17 protein-coding genes and 1 tRNA gene are annotated in these 17020 nt (G+C 55.7%); 10 read left to right on the forward strand and 8 right to left on the reverse strand.

What is annotated here, in order from left to right; all coding sequences use genetic code 11:
- Window positions 1–135: 135 nt before the first annotated feature.
- Entirely contained in the window at window positions 136–753 is a 618-nt protein-coding gene (cmk, locus tag J0X12_RS04130; RefSeq protein WP_207042533.1) for a (d)CMP kinase, read from the reverse strand.
- Window positions 750–2102 carry a 3-phosphoshikimate 1-carboxyvinyltransferase gene (gene aroA / locus J0X12_RS04135; protein WP_207042534.1) on the reverse strand — a complete coding sequence of 451 codons (1353 nt, stop codon included), beginning with the start codon at window positions 2100–2102 and terminating at the stop codon, window positions 750–752. Before aroA ends, cmk begins: the two co-directional genes overlap by 4 nt.
- 210 nt (window positions 2103–2312) lie before the next feature.
- On the opposite strand from aroA, the gene J0X12_RS04140 reads away from it, so the two are divergent.
- A complete protein-coding gene (locus J0X12_RS04140; RefSeq protein WP_207042535.1) occupies window positions 2313–2666 on the forward strand; it encodes an FYDLN acid domain-containing protein in 354 nt (117 codons plus the stop codon).
- Between the two features lie 85 nt (window positions 2667–2751).
- Window positions 2752–2827, forward strand: a tRNA-Ala gene (locus J0X12_RS04145).
- Window positions 2828–3326: 499 nt separating this feature from the next.
- Here J0X12_RS04145 and J0X12_RS04150 read toward each other — a convergent pair.
- A complete protein-coding gene (locus J0X12_RS04150) occupies window positions 3327–3470 on the reverse strand; it encodes a hypothetical protein (protein ID WP_207042536.1) in 144 nt (47 codons plus the stop codon).
- A 126-nt stretch (window positions 3471–3596) separates the two neighbouring features.
- Between J0X12_RS04150 and J0X12_RS04155 the strand changes: the two genes are divergently transcribed.
- Window positions 3597–4910, forward strand: coding sequence for a hypothetical protein (locus tag J0X12_RS04155; RefSeq protein WP_207042537.1), 1314 nt, complete (start codon window positions 3597–3599; stop codon window positions 4908–4910).
- 188 nt (window positions 4911–5098) lie between these two features.
- Here J0X12_RS04155 and J0X12_RS04160 read toward each other — a convergent pair whose 3' ends face one another.
- The 3 genes from J0X12_RS04160 to J0X12_RS04170 form a co-directional block, all read right to left on the reverse strand.
- A complete protein-coding gene (locus J0X12_RS04160) occupies window positions 5099–6442 on the reverse strand; it encodes a DEAD/DEAH box helicase (RefSeq protein ID WP_207042540.1) in 1344 nt (447 codons plus the stop codon).
- 251 nt (window positions 6443–6693) lie between these two features.
- Window positions 6694–7773, reverse strand: a complete 1080-nt coding sequence (locus tag J0X12_RS04165) for an NAD(P)H-dependent flavin oxidoreductase (RefSeq protein WP_207042542.1) — start codon at window positions 7771–7773, stop codon at window positions 6694–6696.
- A 138-nt stretch (window positions 7774–7911) separates the two neighbouring features.
- On the reverse strand, window positions 7912–8637 hold the full coding sequence (locus J0X12_RS04170) for a TetR/AcrR family transcriptional regulator (RefSeq protein WP_207042544.1): 726 nt from the start codon (window positions 8635–8637) through the stop codon (window positions 7912–7914).
- 129 nt (window positions 8638–8766) lie between these two features.
- Here J0X12_RS04170 and J0X12_RS04175 point away from each other — a divergent pair, with 129 nt between their 5' ends.
- Window positions 8767–9636, forward strand: coding sequence for a TauD/TfdA dioxygenase family protein (locus tag J0X12_RS04175; RefSeq protein ID WP_207042547.1), 870 nt, complete (start codon window positions 8767–8769; stop codon window positions 9634–9636).
- Between the two features lie 53 nt (window positions 9637–9689).
- Here J0X12_RS04175 and J0X12_RS04180 read toward each other — a convergent pair whose 3' ends face one another.
- Window positions 9690–10586 carry a DMT family transporter gene (locus J0X12_RS04180; RefSeq protein ID WP_237688006.1) on the reverse strand — a complete coding sequence of 299 codons (897 nt, stop codon included), beginning with the start codon at window positions 10584–10586 and terminating at the stop codon, window positions 9690–9692.
- Window positions 10587–11111: 525 nt separating this feature from the next.
- On the opposite strand from J0X12_RS04180, the gene J0X12_RS04185 reads away from it, so the two are divergent.
- Both J0X12_RS04185 and J0X12_RS17560 read left to right on the forward strand, forming a co-directional pair.
- Window positions 11112–11678 carry a TMEM165/GDT1 family protein gene (locus tag J0X12_RS04185; RefSeq protein WP_207042551.1) on the forward strand — a complete coding sequence of 189 codons (567 nt, stop codon included), beginning with the start codon at window positions 11112–11114 and terminating at the stop codon, window positions 11676–11678.
- Window positions 11679–11777: 99 nt separating this feature from the next.
- Window positions 11778–12122 (forward strand): TraR/DksA C4-type zinc finger protein, encoded by a 345-nt coding sequence (locus tag J0X12_RS17560; RefSeq protein ID WP_207042553.1) that lies wholly within the window; start codon window positions 11778–11780, stop codon window positions 12120–12122.
- Between the two features lie 7 nt (window positions 12123–12129).
- Here the strand turns inward: J0X12_RS17560 and J0X12_RS04195 are convergent, their stop codons facing one another.
- Window positions 12130–13083 (reverse strand): zinc ABC transporter substrate-binding protein, encoded by a 954-nt coding sequence (locus J0X12_RS04195; RefSeq protein WP_207042561.1) that lies wholly within the window; start codon window positions 13081–13083, stop codon window positions 12130–12132.
- A 93-nt stretch (window positions 13084–13176) separates the two neighbouring features.
- Here J0X12_RS04195 and J0X12_RS04200 point away from each other — a divergent pair, with 93 nt between their 5' ends.
- The 4 genes from J0X12_RS04200 (at window position 13177) to J0X12_RS04215 (ending at window position 17003) form a co-directional block, all read left to right on the forward strand.
- Window positions 13177–13641, forward strand: a complete 465-nt coding sequence (locus J0X12_RS04200) for a Fur family transcriptional regulator (protein WP_207042563.1) — start codon at window positions 13177–13179, stop codon at window positions 13639–13641.
- A 3-nt stretch (window positions 13642–13644) separates the two neighbouring features.
- A complete protein-coding gene (locus J0X12_RS04205; protein ID WP_237687941.1) occupies window positions 13645–14430 on the forward strand; it encodes an ATP-binding cassette domain-containing protein in 786 nt (261 codons plus the stop codon).
- The gene (locus tag J0X12_RS04210) at window positions 14423–15220 is read left to right on the forward strand and encodes an iron chelate uptake ABC transporter family permease subunit (RefSeq protein ID WP_237687942.1); all 798 of its coding nucleotides are present in this window, start codon (window positions 14423–14425) and stop codon (window positions 15218–15220) included. The genes J0X12_RS04205 and J0X12_RS04210 overlap by 8 nt, the downstream gene beginning before the upstream one ends.
- A gap of 100 nt (window positions 15221–15320) precedes the next feature.
- A complete protein-coding gene (locus tag J0X12_RS04215) occupies window positions 15321–17003 on the forward strand; it encodes a thiamine pyrophosphate-binding protein (protein WP_420497031.1) in 1683 nt (560 codons plus the stop codon).
- Window positions 17004–17020: the final 17 nt, after the last annotated feature.

Below are 17020 nucleotides of genomic sequence, written 5' to 3' on the forward strand. Positions count from 1 at the left end.
TCAAGATCCTGATATCAGGCCAAACCGGTCGTCCGGCGGATCGATGGCCACGGGCTTCTCCAAATCAAGATACGCACGCAAGAGAAGCGCTGTTAATGTTAAATTCCGGCGCGGTCGGAACGGTCTCCTTCATATTCAGGCGGCGTCAATAATCTTGCAAGCCGCAGTAACAGCCGCTTCTATATCCAATTTTGAGGTATCAAGCAAGTGTGCATCGTCAGCTTTTTTGAGCGGAGCCGTGCCCCGGCCCTGATCGCGGGCGTCGCGAGCCTCCAAATCTTTGAGCACGGCATCATAGGTTGTCTGGATGCCCTTGGCGGCGAGTTCGTCGAAACGCCGGCGCGCCCGCACCTCGGCACTGGCGGTAACGAACAGTTTCACATCGGCGTCTGGGCAGACCACAGTGCCAATATCGCGCCCGTCCAGCACAGCGCCCGTGGGCGTTTGCGCGAAATCCCGCTGATATTGCAACAAGGCCGCGCGCACCGCCTGATTGGCGGCGACAATGGCAGCAATTTCTGCTGTTTCCTCGTTTCGAAGGGCGGGGTCATCGAGTGCAATGTCATCTAGGCTACCCGCAGCTTTAACCGCGAGTTCAAAATTGGTCGGGTCGCTTCCCAATCGCAACAATTTTAACGCGACGGCTCTGTAAAGCGAACCAGTATCAAGATAATTGAGATTATAGATTTGTGCGATTCGCCGGGCGAGAGTACCCTTACCCGCGGCGGCTGGTCCATCGATCGCGATAATCATGCCGCCGTCCCGCGTGTCATGTTCCCGCCGAGCGAGGTGAGCAGGTCGACAAATCCCGGAAAGCTCGTTTCCATCACCCGGCCGTCATCGACGGTGACCGGTTCCTGTGCGGCAAGCCCCATCACCAGGAAAGACATGGCGATGCGGTGGTCGAGGTGGGTCTCGATATGGCCGCCGCCCTTGGGTGCGCGGCCACTTCCTTCGATGATCAGGCCGTCCTCAAGCTCCTTGAAGGAGACGCCGCAGGCTTTCAGGCCTGCGGCCATGGCGGCAATTCGGTCGGATTCCTTGACACGAAGCTCATGCAGACCCCGCATCACCGTTGTTCCTGTCGCAAAGGAGGCGGCGACAAAAAGGACGGGAAATTCATCGATCATCGTCGGCGCGCGTTCCGGCGGAACCTCAATCCCCTGAAGGGAACCGCCTTTTATGCGGATATCGCCAACTTTCTCGCCGCCCTGTTCGCGCGGGTTCATGATTTCTATATTCGCGCCCATCTCCTGCAGGGTAATGAAGAGACCGTCGCGCAACGGATTAAGGCCGACATTGGTAATGGTCACGTCTGAACCCGGCTGGATTGCCGCCGCAACCGCGATAAACGCCGCAGAGGAGGGATCGCCCGGTACGACAATGTCGGCTGCGGTCAGTTCCTGCTGTCCCCGGTATTCAATCACGCGACCGCCGGTGTCGATATCCGTCACCGTTACCTCCGCCCCAAAATGACGGAGCATGTTTTCCGTATGGTCGCGGGTCGGCTTGGGCTCTGTCACGCGAGTGAGGCCGGGCGTATCGAGCGCGGCGAGCAATATTGCAGATTTCACCTGCGCCGAGGCGACGGGCAGCTCATAATCGATCGGCATCAGGGTCCGGCCCGTCACCGCGAGGGGGAATCGCCCCCCGGATCGGCTGGTAATCAGGGCGCCCATTTCCTCAAGAGGCCGGGCGACACGCCCCATCGGGCGCTTATGCAGGCTGGCGTCCCCCCTAAACATGGTCGTAAAGGGGCTGCCTGCCACCAGGCCCATCAGAAGTCGCGCCGCTGTTCCGGAATTTCCCATGTCGAGAACTTCCTCCGGCTCCCTAAGCGCGCCGATGCCGTTACCGGTGACGTGCCAGTCGCCGACAGAATTCTTGACGACTTGGGCGCCGAGTTGCCGGAGTGCCGCGGCGGTACGGAGCACATCCTCCCCCTCGAGCAGGCCGGAAATTACCGTCGTACCGGTCGCAAGGCCGCCAAAAATAAGGGCGCGATGGGAAATTGACTTGTCGCCCGGCACGATAATGGAACCGGTGAGCGGGCCAGTCGGATGTGCCGTAACGGGGACGGGAAGAGAGATTTGAGAGGTCATGGATTTCTAGCTGGGTTTGCCCTTGGGCTGTTAAAAAACGGAAACTCCTGCCTCGGGGTTTTAGCAAGCTTTTTTGCTCATGTCACATAAAGCTGCCACGAAATGAAAGAAACTTTTGACAGCGATCCTATATTCTGGCAATTCACCCCCTTCAATGGTGAGTTAGGGCGCTGTTGCGCAATTTGGCGCCCAGGCAAGAATGAGGTGACAATGGCAAAACCGGAATGGGGCGAAAAGCATCGTTGCAGTGCTTGCGGCAAGCCTTTTTACGATATGAAGAAATCGCCGATCATCTGCCCGTCATGCGGCGCAGAGAACACGCCGGAGCGGTTGCTGAAACCACGGCGGTCGGCGCCGACAACACCGTCAGAGGCGGAGAAAAAGGCAGCAGCGGCAAAGAAGAAGGCTGCGGAAGCCGTGGATGATGATCTCGAGGTGGATGTAGACGACGAGATTGATGACGATCTTATCGATCCGGATACAGTTGACCTTGCGGATGACGATGACGATGACGACGATCTTTCCGGTGTCGTAATCAAGCCGAAAAGCGACGACGAAAGCTGATTTAAGCGGGTCTGCATTTTTGACTTGAATCTGAACGGGCTTCGGCATAGGTTCCGAACCCGCGGCGGGCATTCCTCGCCATTATGGGGCCATAGCTCAGTTGGGAGAGCGCTTGAATGGCATTCAAGAGGTCGACGGTTCGATCCCGTTTGGCTCCACCAATATTTCAAGGGCTTAGCCGGAAACGGCTAGGCCCTTATTCTATTGAACTTACCTTCAGAGAAGGTTTCAGGTAGCGCTAAGCATTTGTGCCTACCACTCAATGACCTGTAATTTGCTACAAGCTAAAACTGGCGGCAATATGGTGCCAACCCTTTGGGGGGGGTGGCGTTAATGACACAGGATTCTCAGGGTATTTTGGAGAATCTCAGACTCAAAGCTGAAAAAAACACTCACGAAAATACTGCGTCAAAATGTATTTTGACAAATCGGCCTCGCGCACTATTGTAAGTTAGTAATATAAATAATCAATACAACTAATAGGGTAAATTTTGATCGTGAATTAATAGTGAGAAGATATTGTCAAACACAAGTTTCTCTATACTGAAGACCAATTGGAAAAAACTATCGCGGAAAATATTTTCCTTTGATGGGACCGATCCCCCAAACGCCAGCTCTAGCAAAAAGGGGAAGAAGTCAGAAGAGAAACAACGCGATGCCTCACTTTCCGAGATTGATCAGGAAATACTGGCCCTGATTGCAGAAAATGATTTTCTGGTAAACGGCAAGGTTAGCCTCGTAAATCTTGGCCGCATCAAGGAAAAACTGGGCAAGAAATGGCCTAAATATTCCGATTTTGTCCATGAATTTGCCGAAAAAGTTATCGAACGCCGAATAACCAGCCAAGACCTTTATTACCGGGTTGGTGAAGATGTCTATGTATTTGTCTTTGCGCGGCTGACGGAAGAGGAAGCCATCATAAAATGCTCGTTGATTGCGAAGGAAATTGGTGAGCAGATATTCGGAGACGCCTGGTCATCGGATGAATTTGGCGCCTCCATTGCCGTTACCAAAACAGATGGGAGCGTTGTCTTTGAAGAACGGTCGATAAAGGATTCTATCGCCAACAGCCTGCTCACAGCAAATACGGTCAACCCAAAAAATGCGCTACAAGCGATCACGCCGGAAGCTGCAAATAAGGCGTTTAAAGATATCTCCGCCAGAATAGACGCCATTGAAATACCGAGCGGCCACACAGACGCCGAGGACGACCCCGAAAAACTGTTGCAGAATTTCAGGCTCATGATGAACGGGGTTGACGAAATAGTCTCTCATTTCAACGATACCACCGAGTTGGTAAATCTGAACAAAAATACGCCGCAATGGAAGTCATTCGTTCATGACTCTCACACCGCCGGCGACTTTACCGTCAGTGACTTATCACAGAAATTAAATGCTCTGATTAGCGATACCCAAAAACTCTACGATAATATCCAGGATACCGTGATTCCAAGCCTTGAGTTGCAAGACAAACTCAAAGAGGCAGCCGATAGTGAAGATGGCTTGGACGAAGCAGAAATGGAGCTTTACTACTGGCCGGTCCTGCAACCTGCAGTCTCTGCCATTCACTCATATCGTTTGACCTCAAATATTATGTTGGATAAATCCTTATGGACCTTTGAGGACCTCCCGGAAGAATTGGAGCCCGGTACGGTCGCTGCTCTTGACCGCCTTCTCTTGCAAAGGGCAATTGTTGACCTTTTGGAGTGTCGTGACAAAGGGTTGCTTAATATAATTATTATCCCGGTCCATTTTTCCACACTGAACATTTCGTCACATCGGCAAGCCTATGTGCGGATTTGTTCGAAAATCCCGAATGACATGCGTAAGTTGATCATGTGGGAGATTATCGGCAGCGGTGCCGGACTTTGGCATTCGCAACTCCAGAACGCGGTTTCTGCGGTGAAGCGGTTTGGTCGGCTGGTTGCGCTGGAAGTAGACTCTAAAAATCCCCGGTTCACGGATTTGAAGGCAATTGGTATGGATGTGGTCGGGTTTAATTGCCAGAAAATTGAAATTTCGGCCGGGGACGTAAGGGCAAGACTTCCCATTTTCAAAAAGCGGGCGGTTCAAGAAGGACTGCGCAGCTACGCATTTGGCATTGAGGACAGGCCCTTGTTGTTCGCGGCCCTAAAGGCTAATTTTGATTTTGTCGCCGGCGCAACTGTGGCTGAGAATGTCCGACACCCAGAAGGGGTGAAAGAATATCAAGACCTTTTAGGTGAATTTACCCTGAACAAATGATCTGCGAAATATTGTAGGAAAACAGCATCCTGCTCTTAAATATAAGAGAGCAGTTTCCCGCGCCATGTCATGAAAATTCAGGGCCGGATTGCCAGAAATGCGCAGATATGGGTATTTTCCGATCCCAAAAGAACGGCCCCGCCGGGTAAGCGGGGCCTTTTTTCGTTTTCACGCGATGCGTTGGTTGGTTAGGCTGCGGCGCGTTGCGGGCGGCGGTTGCGCTGGCGGGGCTTGCCCGACCCGGCGTTCTGGGATTTCGGTGCGCCGGTACGGCCACCCCCGTTATTTTGCCGATTGCCGGAACCGGAACCAGAACGGCCATTTCTGGCGCCACGGCGCCCGTTTCCGTTGTTCGAAGGCTTGCTCTCCTCACCTGCCGGGGCATTGGCGATGCCTTCCGCATGAAAGGGATGATCCTCAAGGACGGGGACAGGCTGGCGGATGCTCTTCTCGATATCCTTTAGGAATGCGCGTTCCTCATGATCACAGAAGGAGAGGGACGCCCCTGTCGCGCCGGCACGGGCCGTCCGGCCGATCCGGTGGACATAGCTTTCGGGCTCGTTCGGGATCTCGAAATTGATCACATGGGTGACCCCATCGACATCGATTCCGCGTGCGGCCACATCCGTTGCCACCAGGGCCCGTGTCTCGCCGGAGCGGAAATCATTGAGTGCCTTCTGGCGTGCATTCTGCGACTTGTTGCCGTGAATGGCGGCAGAGGAAATACCCAGCTGCTCGAGCTGACGCGAAACACGGTTCGCGCCATGCTTGGTGCGGGTGAAGATAAGGACGCGGCTGAGACTTTGATCCTTCAGCACATGGGCGAGCAGCTCGCGTTTGCGGCCTTTCGGTACCATCAGCACATGCTGCGCAACCTTCTCCGCCGTCGTGGCGGCCGGGGCAACCTCGATGCGGAGGGGATTCCGGAGAATGCTGTTCGCGAGCTTTTCAACCGAAGTTGGCATGGTCGCAGAGAAGAGCAGGGTCTGGCGCGTCTTGGGTAATTGCGCGATGATCTTCTGGATATCGCGGATAAAGCCCATATCGAGCATCCGGTCGGCTTCGTCCAGCACCAGATATTCAACATTGGAGAGGCTGACATGCCGTTGGTTCATCAGATCGAGCAGGCGACCCGGCGTTGCAATCAGGATATCGACACCGGCGGTCATTGCCTTGATCTGCGGCTTGGCCCCTGCACCACCATAGATCAATGTGGTCTTCAGGTGCAGATACTTGGAATAAGCTTGGATATTTTCGGAAATCTGTATCGCCAGTTCGCGTGTCGGGGCAAGGATCAGGGCGCGGGCACCTTTTGCGGTGCGCTTGCCTTCTCCGGTCAGGAGTTTCTGGATCAATGGAAGCGAGAAGGCGGCGGTTTTTCCGGTGCCGGTCTGCGCAATTGCGATCAGGTCCTTGCCATCCATAACGGCGGGAATCGCCTGTTCCTGGATTGGCGTCATGGTTTCATAACCGCCCTCTTCGACAGCGCGAAGGACGGATTGGTTCAGACCAAGGTCTGTAAATTTTGTCATTACTTTAGTTACTTTCCAGTTTTTATAAGGCCTGTTGCAGCGCAGACGCTCCACGATCCAAACAAAAACAAACGACCGGTCGAGTTTCTCGATCGATGCGGGTGTATTGCTGTTTCGGGGGTGGTTTCGACGGCCTAATTAATAGAGATCGAAATTAGCGCCATGCGAAAGACTGCAACGCGACACTCTACTGGTATCGCTTCGGCAATGAGGCGACTTATACGCTAATTAACTGGAATGTCAAACTTTCTCTATTTACCGGCTAGCGCCTTCAGGCGCCTTTGGGCGTCCGACGCAAGGGTGCGGGTAAGCTCCCCGGCATCCAGATTGCGACCCAGTGCCGCCGCCTGACCCGACCAGAGCGAGGTGAAATCAACCGATCCGGTCTGCTCTGCTTTCGCTTTCAAGGGCGCTAGTGCGGCGCCCGCAGTCGGGAAGGGCGGGGCATCTTCCGACATCGGCCCGACCTCGCGGATTATCCGGTTGATCAATCCGCGGGCGGGCTTGCCCGAAAAGACATTGGTTAAAACCGTTTGGTCATCCTTGGCCTGATGAAGGGCGGTGCGATGGATATCGCTGATCAGGGATTGCGGGGTAAACAGATAGGCCGTGCCAATTTGAACACCGGCGGCTCCCAGGGCGAAAGCCGCGGCGATACCCCGCCCATCGGCAATGCCGCCAGCCGCAATGACCGGTACGTTCACGGCATCAACAACCTGCGGCAACAGCGCCATGCTGCCCGCCTGCGCCGTAATATCCTGGGTCAGGAACATGCCGCGGTGACCGCCCGCCTCATAGCCTTGCGCGATAATCGCATCGCAGCCGTTTTCTTCCAGCCAGCGCGCCTCCTTTACCGTTGTCGCGCTGGAAAGAACGCATGCACCTGCTGCCTTGACCCGTTTGAGCAGGGCAGCATCGGGCAGGCCGAAATGAAAGCTGACCGCATTTGGCTTGATATCCTCGATCAGTTCACACATGCCCTCATCAAAGGCGCGGCGGACGGGGGCAGCGGCAACGTCGTCTGTGTTGAGGCCGTATTCAGCGTAGAAGGGCGCGAGCCGCTCCGTCCAGGCGGCCTGTTGTGCGGCTGACGGTGGGGTGACCGTATGGCAGAAGAAGTTCATACTGAATGGTTTTGTGGTTTGCTGGCGGATATTGCCTGCCTCGGCGCGCATCTTGTCCTCGTTCAACATGGCGCAGGGGAGGGACCCGAGGCCGCCCGCCTCGCTTACCGCGATGGCCATTGCCGACCCATTGGCCCCGGCCATGGGGGCCTGGATAATCGGCACCTCGAGTTGAAGAAGATCAAGCAGTCTTTCGTTCGGCCACATAGCAAACCCTCCCGCCACCTGGATTATACAGGACAAATTGTAACATATTGCGCCGGTTTGCAAGACAACTCAGCCGTTTGATTGCGCGGATCTTATCCTCTAAGCCTGATCAGGCTTTCACCCCAAAACTGGAGCTTCCTATCGGCTCTCCGTCAGCCGGGATCTCGTTTCAGACGAGACCGGGGCGATAAAGGCGGCGCTGGCCATGTCGATCAGGTTCTCGACCGCGCGGTCGAAGTTGAATGATCCGGTTTCCTTGAGCTTGCGGGCGCGCACGGCCTCGATATCCGCGACGGCGAAAATCAGCATCGACCTCAAGGTCGCGATCCTTGTCATGCGTAATTCGGCCGGGATATTCTCAAGCTGGCCCAGCAGCAACTCATTCATACGCCGGATGCCCCGGTCGGCCTTGCCGGCGATGATGTCGTCAAAGCTGACGGTCGGGCTGCGATGCACTTCCAGCAGAAAGCGGTTGTAATAGCTCGGCTGCTGAGATTCCTCGATCGGGCGGATGAAGGGAATAACGGCCGTCTCCACAATGCCGCGGATATCATTGCCGCGGCCCTCTGCCAGCAGATCATCAATCATTTGGTTGCGATGGGCATCAATCTTGGTAACCCGCCACATGAGAATGGCCTCAATCAACGCATCGCGGGAGCCAAAATGATAATGCATGGCAGAGGAATTGCGCTGGCCCGCGCCTTTCAGGATCTGCTGAAGGGTCACCCCGTCCACGCCGTGAATGGCAAACAACTTCTCCGCGGCGGTGACAATCCTGAGTTTTGTCCCGTTAAGCGCGGCCGGTGCAGCGTCCGGTGTGACCGGATACTCAACGGTCAGCTTATCAAGATTGCTGTTTGTCATGGCGGCGGTTTTCCCAAAATACCATTGTATCTATCACCATATTATCGGCTTGACAATTTAATCACAAGTAATTAATCAGTATCAATTAATGAATGCCCATTAAAGGCCAATAAAACAAGGGAGAGGGAAATGGTGATGTTGAATATCGTTGCGGACAAGCTGCATTTTGAACCGATGACGGTGCGACTGGGCGCTGTTGTATCGGGTGTGGATCTGCGGGAAACCCTCGATCAGGAGGTTGTCGTCCAGCTCATTGAGGCGCTTGTTAAATACAAGGTCCTGTTCTTCCGGGATCAGGATATTACGCGCGAACAGCATCTCGCTTTTGGTCGGCGGTTTGGTGAACTGGAGATTCACCCCCTTACTCAGCATAAGGAAGGGTTCAAGACACAGGATATCGATCCGGAAATCATGATCGTGGAAAGCACTGCGAAAACCCCGATCACGGCGGATGAATGGCATAGCGATGTGACCTGGCGGAAGGAACCGTCGCTCGGGTCAATCCTGCGGTGCATTGTTTCACCCAAGGTGGGCGGCGATACCCTTTGGGCGGATATGGAGGCGGCCTATGACGGGCTGGACGAGGAAACCAAGGAAGAGATTGAGGGGCTGACCGCGATGCATGACTGGAAACCGTTCCGTCAGGCGATGTATGCCCAGCCGGGCACCGAGGAACTGGTCAAGGAACTCAAGGCCAAATATCCGCCGTCGGAACATCCCATCGTCCGCACTCATCCGGTATCTGGACGCAAGTCCATTTATGTGAACAACCCTTTCACGACGAATATCAAGGGCAAGACCAGGGAGGAAAGCATGGAGCTGCTGACCAGGCTCTACCGGACCGCGTCGACGCCGGACTATCAGGTGCGCTTCCGCTGGCAACCGCATTCCATCGCCTTCTGGGACAACCGGAGCACGCAGCATTACGCAGTCGGGGATTTCTTCCCTGAGCAAAGGCTGATGGAGCGGGTGACAGTCGCGGGCGAGCGGCCTTTTTAAGGCAGCGTTCATGGGCATTACAAGGTGTAGGTATCCATTGTTAACCCGGGTTCTTATGCCTTTCCCGTTTTCCGGAACAGATTGAGAATCCGTCCGTCAATCAAGGCGAGGCCGGCGAATATGATTGTCATGCCAAGAAGGGCAAGGGGGTGGATCGCCTCTTGCAATATACCCACCCCGAGGAGCAGTGCCGTCACGGGGATCAGGAAGGTGACCAGCAGCAGGTTGACCGCGCCAGCGAGCGCAAGAAGCTGAAAATAGAAGATATAGGCAAGCGCCGTGCCGAACAGGGCGAGGGCGACAACAGCGGAGAGACTGATCCAGTTCGGGTTGGCCGAGAAGGGATCATCTACAATCAGCGCCACGGGTAACATGATGACGCTGGAACAGGCGAGCATCCCGAAGGCGTTGACGAGCGCCGATGTCCCCTTCAGGCGCTTGCCCCAGATTCCGGCGAATCCATAGGAAAGCGCGGCGCCGAGGATGGCGAGCTGTCCGATGCTTTCGAAATTGAACCCTTCTGCCAGGCTTGGCTGCATCATGACGACCACGCCGCCATAGCCAACCAGGACACCCAGCAGCTTGTAGCGGTTGAGCTTTTCGTCCGCTGTGAAGAAATGCGCGAGAATGACGGCGAAGAGCGGCGTCGTGGCATTAAGGATTGAGGCGACGCTGCCCGTGATATGTGTCTGGCCCCAGACGATCAGGCTGAAGGGGAGGATATTGTTGAGCAGCCCCATCACCAGAAAAATTCCCCAGAGGTGAAGATCGCGGGGAACTGCCTCGCCCTTTAGCTTGAGATAGGCGAACAGCGCAACGGCGGCGATCAGGACGCGCAGGCAGACGATGGTGAAGGGCGTGAAATCCACAAGCGCCAGCTCGATAAAGAAAAACGTACCGCCCCAGAGAACAGACAGCGTCAGCAAAATCACCCAGGCGCGCGAAGACATCTTCAACCCTCATTTCCGGAAATTCCGATGCGCCTACCATGCCACTCCCGGCATTGTAAAACTATCTGAAATCAGTTCTCTAATTTCGCGAGGTCATTCAGCTTGACGTTCGCCAGGTTCACTGCCACCTGCGGCGGCGCACCCGGAAATTGAAGGAACAAAGCCGATCGTCACCAAGAGCAAGATTACTTTGAGAAAATTGCAGATCATGATGCTTCCTTTCAAGTTAATCTCAGGACTCCACTTACTGGCACCATAAATCTACTCGATTTTCCGGTTTCTTCAAAATTTGGCGCCTGAGCCTATGGACAAAGACAGACAAGAAAACTAACGTACGGCCGGTCATAGGGGAATAGTCCGCTCAGCATCTGATGAGTGAGCCTGTCAACATACTCAAGCCCTCAAGGCTTGTGGCAGGTTCGTATTGCGTTACTGCGTAATACCGACAAGACCTAAGGCAAATGACGGCCCATCCGCGGGCGGCCGCTGTTTGTCTTTGGTTTATTGTCCCGCTGGAAGAACATTATGGATGCATTTCTTACCTCTGTTTTTACCGTTGCCCTTGCAGAAATAGGCGACAAAACCCAGCTTCTCTCGCTCTTTCTTATTGCCCGTTTCAACAAACCCTGGAGCATAATTTCAGGCATTTGCGTTGCTACGCTGGCCAATCATGCGGCATCGGCAGGGGCCGGGGCCTGGCTCGGGCAGTTTCTTCAAAGCGAGGCAGGGCGCTGGATTATCAGCGGCAGTTTTATTGCTGTGGGCCTGTGGCTTCTGATCCCGGACAAGGAAGATACACCAACATCACGCTGGGACGGCTATGGCGCGTTCCTGGTCTCGACCATTCTGTTCTTCCTCGCTGAAATCGGTGACAAAACACAAATCGCAACGGTTCTGCTGGGGGCGCATTTCAGCCTGCCGGTAATCGTTACCCTTGGGACGACCGTCGGCATGCTGCTTGCTAATGTACCGGTAGTATTTCTAGGCGCGGCCCTGATGCGGCATATCCCGTTTCGCACGGCGCGGATTGTTGCCGCCGTTGTTTTTATCGCGACCGGCATCTATACGCTTTGGGCCGGTTCAGTTCAGTAACTTGGGCGGGATTGACTGCCCGCGGCCTTGATCCATATCAATGCAATCATTGCTCAGGCCAATAATATGGGGGAATAACTTCTTTCAGGAGGGTGTGCCGTGGATATCAAAGCAGCCGAAACGCAGTTACGGGACAAGCTGGCCAGAGAGGTTCGCAGGCTGGAGGCGATCGAACAGCGACTGCGTAGTACGCACAGCCCCTCTTTCGGGGAACAGGCCATCGAGCGCGAAGGGGACGAGGTCGACGAGCGGATGGAAGAAACCATCATCCATGAGATTGACATGATCAAGGCGGCGCTGGAGCGGATCGAGGCCGGAAACTACGAAAGCTGTTCGTCCTGCGGCGAGCAGATCAACGAGGCGCGGCTAGAGGCGCTCCCCTATACAACGCTCTGCATCAGTTGTGCGCGGAAGCGAAGCGGAAAAATCCTGGGGAGTCCATAAGGTCGAGTCAGGACGGGTCCTGCAAACAGTCCGTAAGGTTGTGGGCGAGCGCATTCATCAGCTCGACATAAAGATCCGGTCCCGCGTCGAGTGTCGCGCCGAGCGGATCGAGAGTGCCCAGCCGGACCGGCAGGCCTTCCGCCGCGGTTTGCAGGAGCCGGTCGTCGAACTGCGGCTCACGGAAGATGCAGACAGCCCCGGTTTCCTGAATTTTCAACCGGATTTCCTTCAGTTTTTTCGCACTTGCCGGGGCGTCGGGCTCCAGCGTAAGGGAACCCACTGGCTGCAGGTCATAGCGGCTCTCGAAGTAGGGGTAGGCGTCGTGCAGGACGATATAGGGTTTGTCATGTAACGGGGCGAGGCGGGTGCGCAGTTCCGCGTCGAGAATTTCAAGCCTGGCAATCTGGTTTTCCGCGTTCTGAACATAGAGCGGCTGGTTTTCCGGATAGAGGCGCCCCAGCTCCGCCGCAATGGCACGGGTGATCATGATTGCATTTACCGGGTCTAGCCAGAGATGTAGGTTATCCGCCTCTGTACCGTGATCGTCCGTAACGCCATGCGCGTGGCTGTGGCCGTGCTCATGTCCGTGATCGTCCTCCTCCCAGGCGCCGCCCTCACGCCGCGCAAGGAGTTCAACTCCCTCTGCATGAGAAAGGGAGACCTTGCGCACTCTCTCAGGCAAGGCTGCCAGCGCATTTTTCAGGAAACTCTCAAACGACCCGTCAATATAAAACACCACAGCCGCATCTTGCAGGCCGCGCACCTGCGACGGTTTAAGGGAAAAGCCGTGCGGTGATGCGGTTCCGGAGATCAGCAGGGTCGCCTTTCCCGTCTCGCCCATCACGCCCTGAACCAGCGAGTGCAGCGGCTTGATGGTCACGACAACTGCGTTTGTTTCCGTGGCGAGGGCGCTGGCAGGAACCAGAAAAAGAAGGATCAGGCGAAAAAGAAAATGCATCATGATAGGTCATGTCTCAAGTTTCGGGTTGCGAAGGATCGCGAATGTTATATTATAACATAATATTGTCAATCGGCCTTTCTGGAAAAATTCGAGATGCATAACTGTACGTCCCATAACGACTGTATCGCCGACGCGCTTCACCGGGCAGAGGAAATTTGCGAGGCGCGGGAGTTGCGCTTTACCGAATTGCGCCGCAAGGTGCTGGAGCTAGTCTGGGAACGCCATGGCCCGATCAAGGCCTATGATATTCTCGACAAGCTGGACAACCGGATTGGGGCGACCAAGCCGCCGACAGTTTATCGCGCCCTTGATTTTCTTACCGATAACGGCCTTGTCCACAAGATCAACAGCCTGAATGCCTTTGTCGGCTGCAGCCATCCGCTGACGCATCGTGAATGCTATTTCCTGATCTGTTCCGATTGCGGGGAAGCAAAGGAATGCTGCAATTCGGAAATCACCGACGTGATCTCGAAGACAATCCGTCGAAACGAGTTTTTGACAGATCATATCACCCTAGAGATCACTGGCGAATGCCGGGATTGTCGCGGAGTTCACTAATCCATGACAGATTTGCTCTCCGCTAATCACATCAGTGTGTATCGCGACGGGAAGACGATCCTTGAGGATGTATCGCTCAGCATCGGCAAGCAGGATTTTATTACCATTATCGGGCCGAATGGCGCGGGAAAATCCATGTTGCTGAAATGCATGATGGGGTTTTACGCGCCGTCCAGGGGCGATGTGGCCCGCAGGGAGGGACTGAAAATCGGCTATGTGCCGCAGCGACTTGTGGCCGATCACACGGTACCGATCCGGGTCCGAAGGTTCCTGACCCTGCGAAAAAGGGCGGCGAAGGATGCCTTGATGAAAGTGGCTGCAGAAACCGCGATCGAGGAGATCCTTGATCAGCCGATCCATGTCCTCTCTGGTGGAGAGCTGCAGCGGGTCCTGCTGGCGCGGGCACTTCTGGATGACCCTGACCTCCTGGTATTGGACGAGCCGGCGCAGAATCTCGATGTGACCGGGCAGCTCGCCTTTTACAAATTAATCGAGAAAATCTACGCCGAGAGGGACGTGAGTATCCTGATGGTGTCCCATGATTTGCATCTGGTGATGTCAAGTACGCGGGAAGTGGTTTGCCTCTACCATCATATCTGCTGTCACGGAGAGCCGAGCATGGTGACCCGTGACCCGGAGTTTATCAGCCTGTTCGGCAATGACATGGCGCGGCTGATGGCGGTTTATAACCACAGTCATGACCATGATCACAATCATGACGAGGCGGCCCCTCTTCATGATCACGGGCATTCCCACGACCACGAACATATGGAAAAGCTAGATGGTTGATGATTTTATCCTGCGGGCGCTGGCCGCAGGGATCGGCGTTGCACTGATTGCCGGGCCCCTCGGTTGCTTCGTGGTGTGGCGGCGGATGGCCTATTTTGGTGATTCGCTGGCCCATAGCGCGCTTCTCGGCATTGCCCTCGGGCTCTTGTACGGCATCAATATCAATCTCGGCACGGTCATCGTATGCGCCGCATTCGCGCTCTTGCTGGTGTGGTTGCAGCAACGACGGGTGCTGGCGACTGATACCTTGCTCGGGATTCTCGCCCATGCGGCGCTGTCGATCGGGATGGTGGCACTCAGCTTTCTCAACAATGTCAGTTTTGATCTCTACAGCTATCTGTTCGGAGATATCTTGACTGTCCGGATCAGCGATCTTTACTGGATCTATGGCGGCGGGCTTATGGTGATAGGGCTGTTGATCCTGAACTGGTCGTCGCTCACCCTGATGACCCTGCATGAAGATCTCGCCCGTGCAGAAGGGGTGAACACGGTCTGGGCAAATATTCTTCTGATGTTGTTGATGACCATCGTTGTCGCCGTCTCCATTCGCATTGTCGGCATCCTGTTGATCACCTCGATGCTGATTATTCCGGCGGCGACGGCGCGGCAGCTCGTCACCTCACCTGAAAGCATGGCCATCTGGGCGGCGGTTTTCGGTCTCATCGCGGTGATTGCCGGGATCTCCGGCTCCGTCGAGTTCGACACACCCTCTGGGCCGAGCATTGTCACCGCGGCCGCGATCATGTTCGCGCTCTTCTCGACATTTGCGGTAGTGCGCCGCCGCGCCTGAATGCCCGCAATGCGATAAAAGGGTAAATCTTGCCATTGGTTTACCCAAACAATCTGCTAGGATCACGCAACTATACAACATGCATGATCAAGGGATGGGAATGACAGGGTCGATGAAAGCACGGACGGGCGGGCAAATCCTCGCCGATCAGCTCGCAATTCAGGGAACGGACACCGTCTTTTGTGTCCCGGGAGAGAGTTATCTCGCGGTGATCGACGGGCTCTATAATTATGCCAACAGTATTCGCATGATCAACACACGTCATGAAGGCGGTGCGGCCAACATGGCGGAGGCCTATGGCAAGCTGACCGGTCGTCCCGGCATCTGCATGGTGACGCGCGGGCCCGGCGCCACCAATGCGTCGATTGGCTTGCATACCGCCTTTCAGGACAGCACACCGATGATTCTCTTCGTAGGGCAAGTCGGGCGAGATGCTATCGACCGGGAGGCCTTTCAGGAAATGGACTATCGCCGCGTCTTTGGCGAGATGGCGAAATGGGTCGCGGAGATTGAGGATGCCCGCCGTATCCCGGAATATATCAGCCGTGCTTTCCATACGGCATTGTCGGGCCGGCCGGGCCCCGTCGTGCTGGCGCTTCCCGAAGACATGCTAACAGATTTGGTCGAGGTCGCGGATATCGCCCACCCGGCAAAGGCCCCGTCCATTGCCCCTGCGCCTGCCGATATGATGGCGCTGGAGGCACGGCTCGCGGCGGCGGAGCGTCCTTTCATGATTGTTGGCGGCGTGACCTGGACCCAGGCGGCTGTCAAGGATATCGAGGCGTTTGCGGAAAGCCACGGCATTCCGGTCGGGGCTTCCCTTCGCTCCCAGGATTGCTTCGATAACCGCCATGCCAATTATGCGGGGGATGTCGGCATCGCCATCAACCCCAAGCTTGCCCAGCGGATCAAGGATAGCGACCTTCTTCTCGTTGTCGGACCGCGTCTCGGTGAAATGACGACCCAGGGTTACACGATGATCGACGTGCCGAATCCGGCGATGACGCTGGTTCATGTGCATCCGGGCGCGTCGGAACTTGGTCGCGTTTACCTCCCCGATATTGCGATCAATGCCCGCATGCCGGAGTTTGCCGCCGCCGCGCGCGCCATGGCGCCAGGGGGTGTGAAGGCCCGGGAAGGCTGGGTTATGAACGCCCGCGCAGACTATCTGGAGCGGATCAAGCCGACAGAAGTGCCGGGGCCGGTCAATCTCGGCAAGATCGTCTCTTACCTGAATGAAACCCTGCCCGAGGATGCGATCATTACCGCCGGGGCGGGGAATTATGCGGTCTGGGCGCATCGGTTTTTCCAGCACAAGTCATTCCGCACGCAGCTGGCACCCACCAGCGGCGCGATGGGCTATAGCGTGCCTGCCGCGATCAGCGCCAAGCTCACCATGCCGGAACGGACCGTGGTCAGTTTTAACGGTGACGGCTGTTTCATGATGCTGGGCCAGGAACTGGCAACGGCAATGCAGTTTAATGCGCCGGTTATCTTCATCATCGTCAATAACGGCATGCTTGGCACAATCCGCATGCATCAGGAGCGGACCTACCCCGCCCGCGTACATGCGACGACGCTCGCCAATCCGGATTTCGCCGCACTCGCCCGGGCCTATGGGGCCTTCGGCGAGAAGGTGACCCGCACGGAAGATTTCGAAGCTGTTTTTGCGGCTGCGCAGGCTTCAGGCAAGGCGGCAGTGATCGAGGTGGTTGTTGATCCGGAGGTATTAACCCCGGAACAGAGCCTTTCGGCCGCGCGAAAGCAGGGGCAGAAAACTTGAACCTCTTGAAGAAGGAC

It is taken from the genome of Sneathiella sedimenti (genome assembly GCF_017313765.1).
In the GTDB taxonomy this organism is placed as follows: domain Bacteria; phylum Pseudomonadota; class Alphaproteobacteria; order Sneathiellales; family Sneathiellaceae; genus Sneathiella; species Sneathiella sedimenti.

Bases quoted from the DNA above. Each gene is read 5' to 3' on its own strand.
- cmk (WP_207042533.1), bottom strand. From the start codon at position 753: ATGATTATCGCGATCGATGGACCAGCCGCCGCGGGTAAGGGTACTCTC.
- aroA (WP_207042534.1), bottom strand. From the start codon at position 2,102: ATGACCTCTCAAATCTCTCTTCCCGTCCCCGTTACGGCACATCCGACT.
- J0X12_RS04140 (WP_207042535.1), top strand. From the start codon at position 2,313: ATGGCAAAACCGGAATGGGGCGAAAAGCATCGTTGCAGTGCTTGCGGC.
- J0X12_RS04150 (WP_207042536.1), bottom strand. From the start codon at position 3,470: ATGGACAAAATCGGAATATTTAGGCCATTTCTTGCCCAGTTTTTCCTT.
- J0X12_RS04160 (WP_207042540.1), bottom strand. From the start codon at position 6,442: ATGACAAAATTTACAGACCTTGGTCTGAACCAATCCGTCCTTCGCGCT.
- J0X12_RS04165 (WP_207042542.1), bottom strand. From the start codon at position 7,773: ATGTGGCCGAACGAAAGACTGCTTGATCTTCTTCAACTCGAGGTGCCG.
- J0X12_RS04170 (WP_207042544.1), bottom strand. From the start codon at position 8,637: ATGACAAACAGCAATCTTGATAAGCTGACCGTTGAGTATCCGGTCACA.
- J0X12_RS04175 (WP_207042547.1), top strand. From the start codon at position 8,767: ATGGTGATGTTGAATATCGTTGCGGACAAGCTGCATTTTGAACCGATG.
- J0X12_RS04180 (WP_237688006.1), bottom strand. From the start codon at position 10,586: ATGTCTTCGCGCGCCTGGGTGATTTTGCTGACGCTGTCTGTTCTCTGG.
- J0X12_RS04185 (WP_207042551.1), top strand. From the start codon at position 11,112: ATGGATGCATTTCTTACCTCTGTTTTTACCGTTGCCCTTGCAGAAATA.
- J0X12_RS04195 (WP_207042561.1), bottom strand. From the start codon at position 13,083: ATGATGCATTTTCTTTTTCGCCTGATCCTTCTTTTTCTGGTTCCTGCC.
- J0X12_RS04200 (WP_207042563.1), top strand. From the start codon at position 13,177: ATGCATAACTGTACGTCCCATAACGACTGTATCGCCGACGCGCTTCAC.
- J0X12_RS04205 (WP_237687941.1), top strand. From the start codon at position 13,645: ATGACAGATTTGCTCTCCGCTAATCACATCAGTGTGTATCGCGACGGG.
- J0X12_RS04210 (WP_237687942.1), top strand. From the start codon at position 14,423: ATGGTTGATGATTTTATCCTGCGGGCGCTGGCCGCAGGGATCGGCGTT.
- J0X12_RS04215 (WP_420497031.1), top strand. From the start codon at position 15,321: ATGACAGGGTCGATGAAAGCACGGACGGGCGGGCAAATCCTCGCCGAT.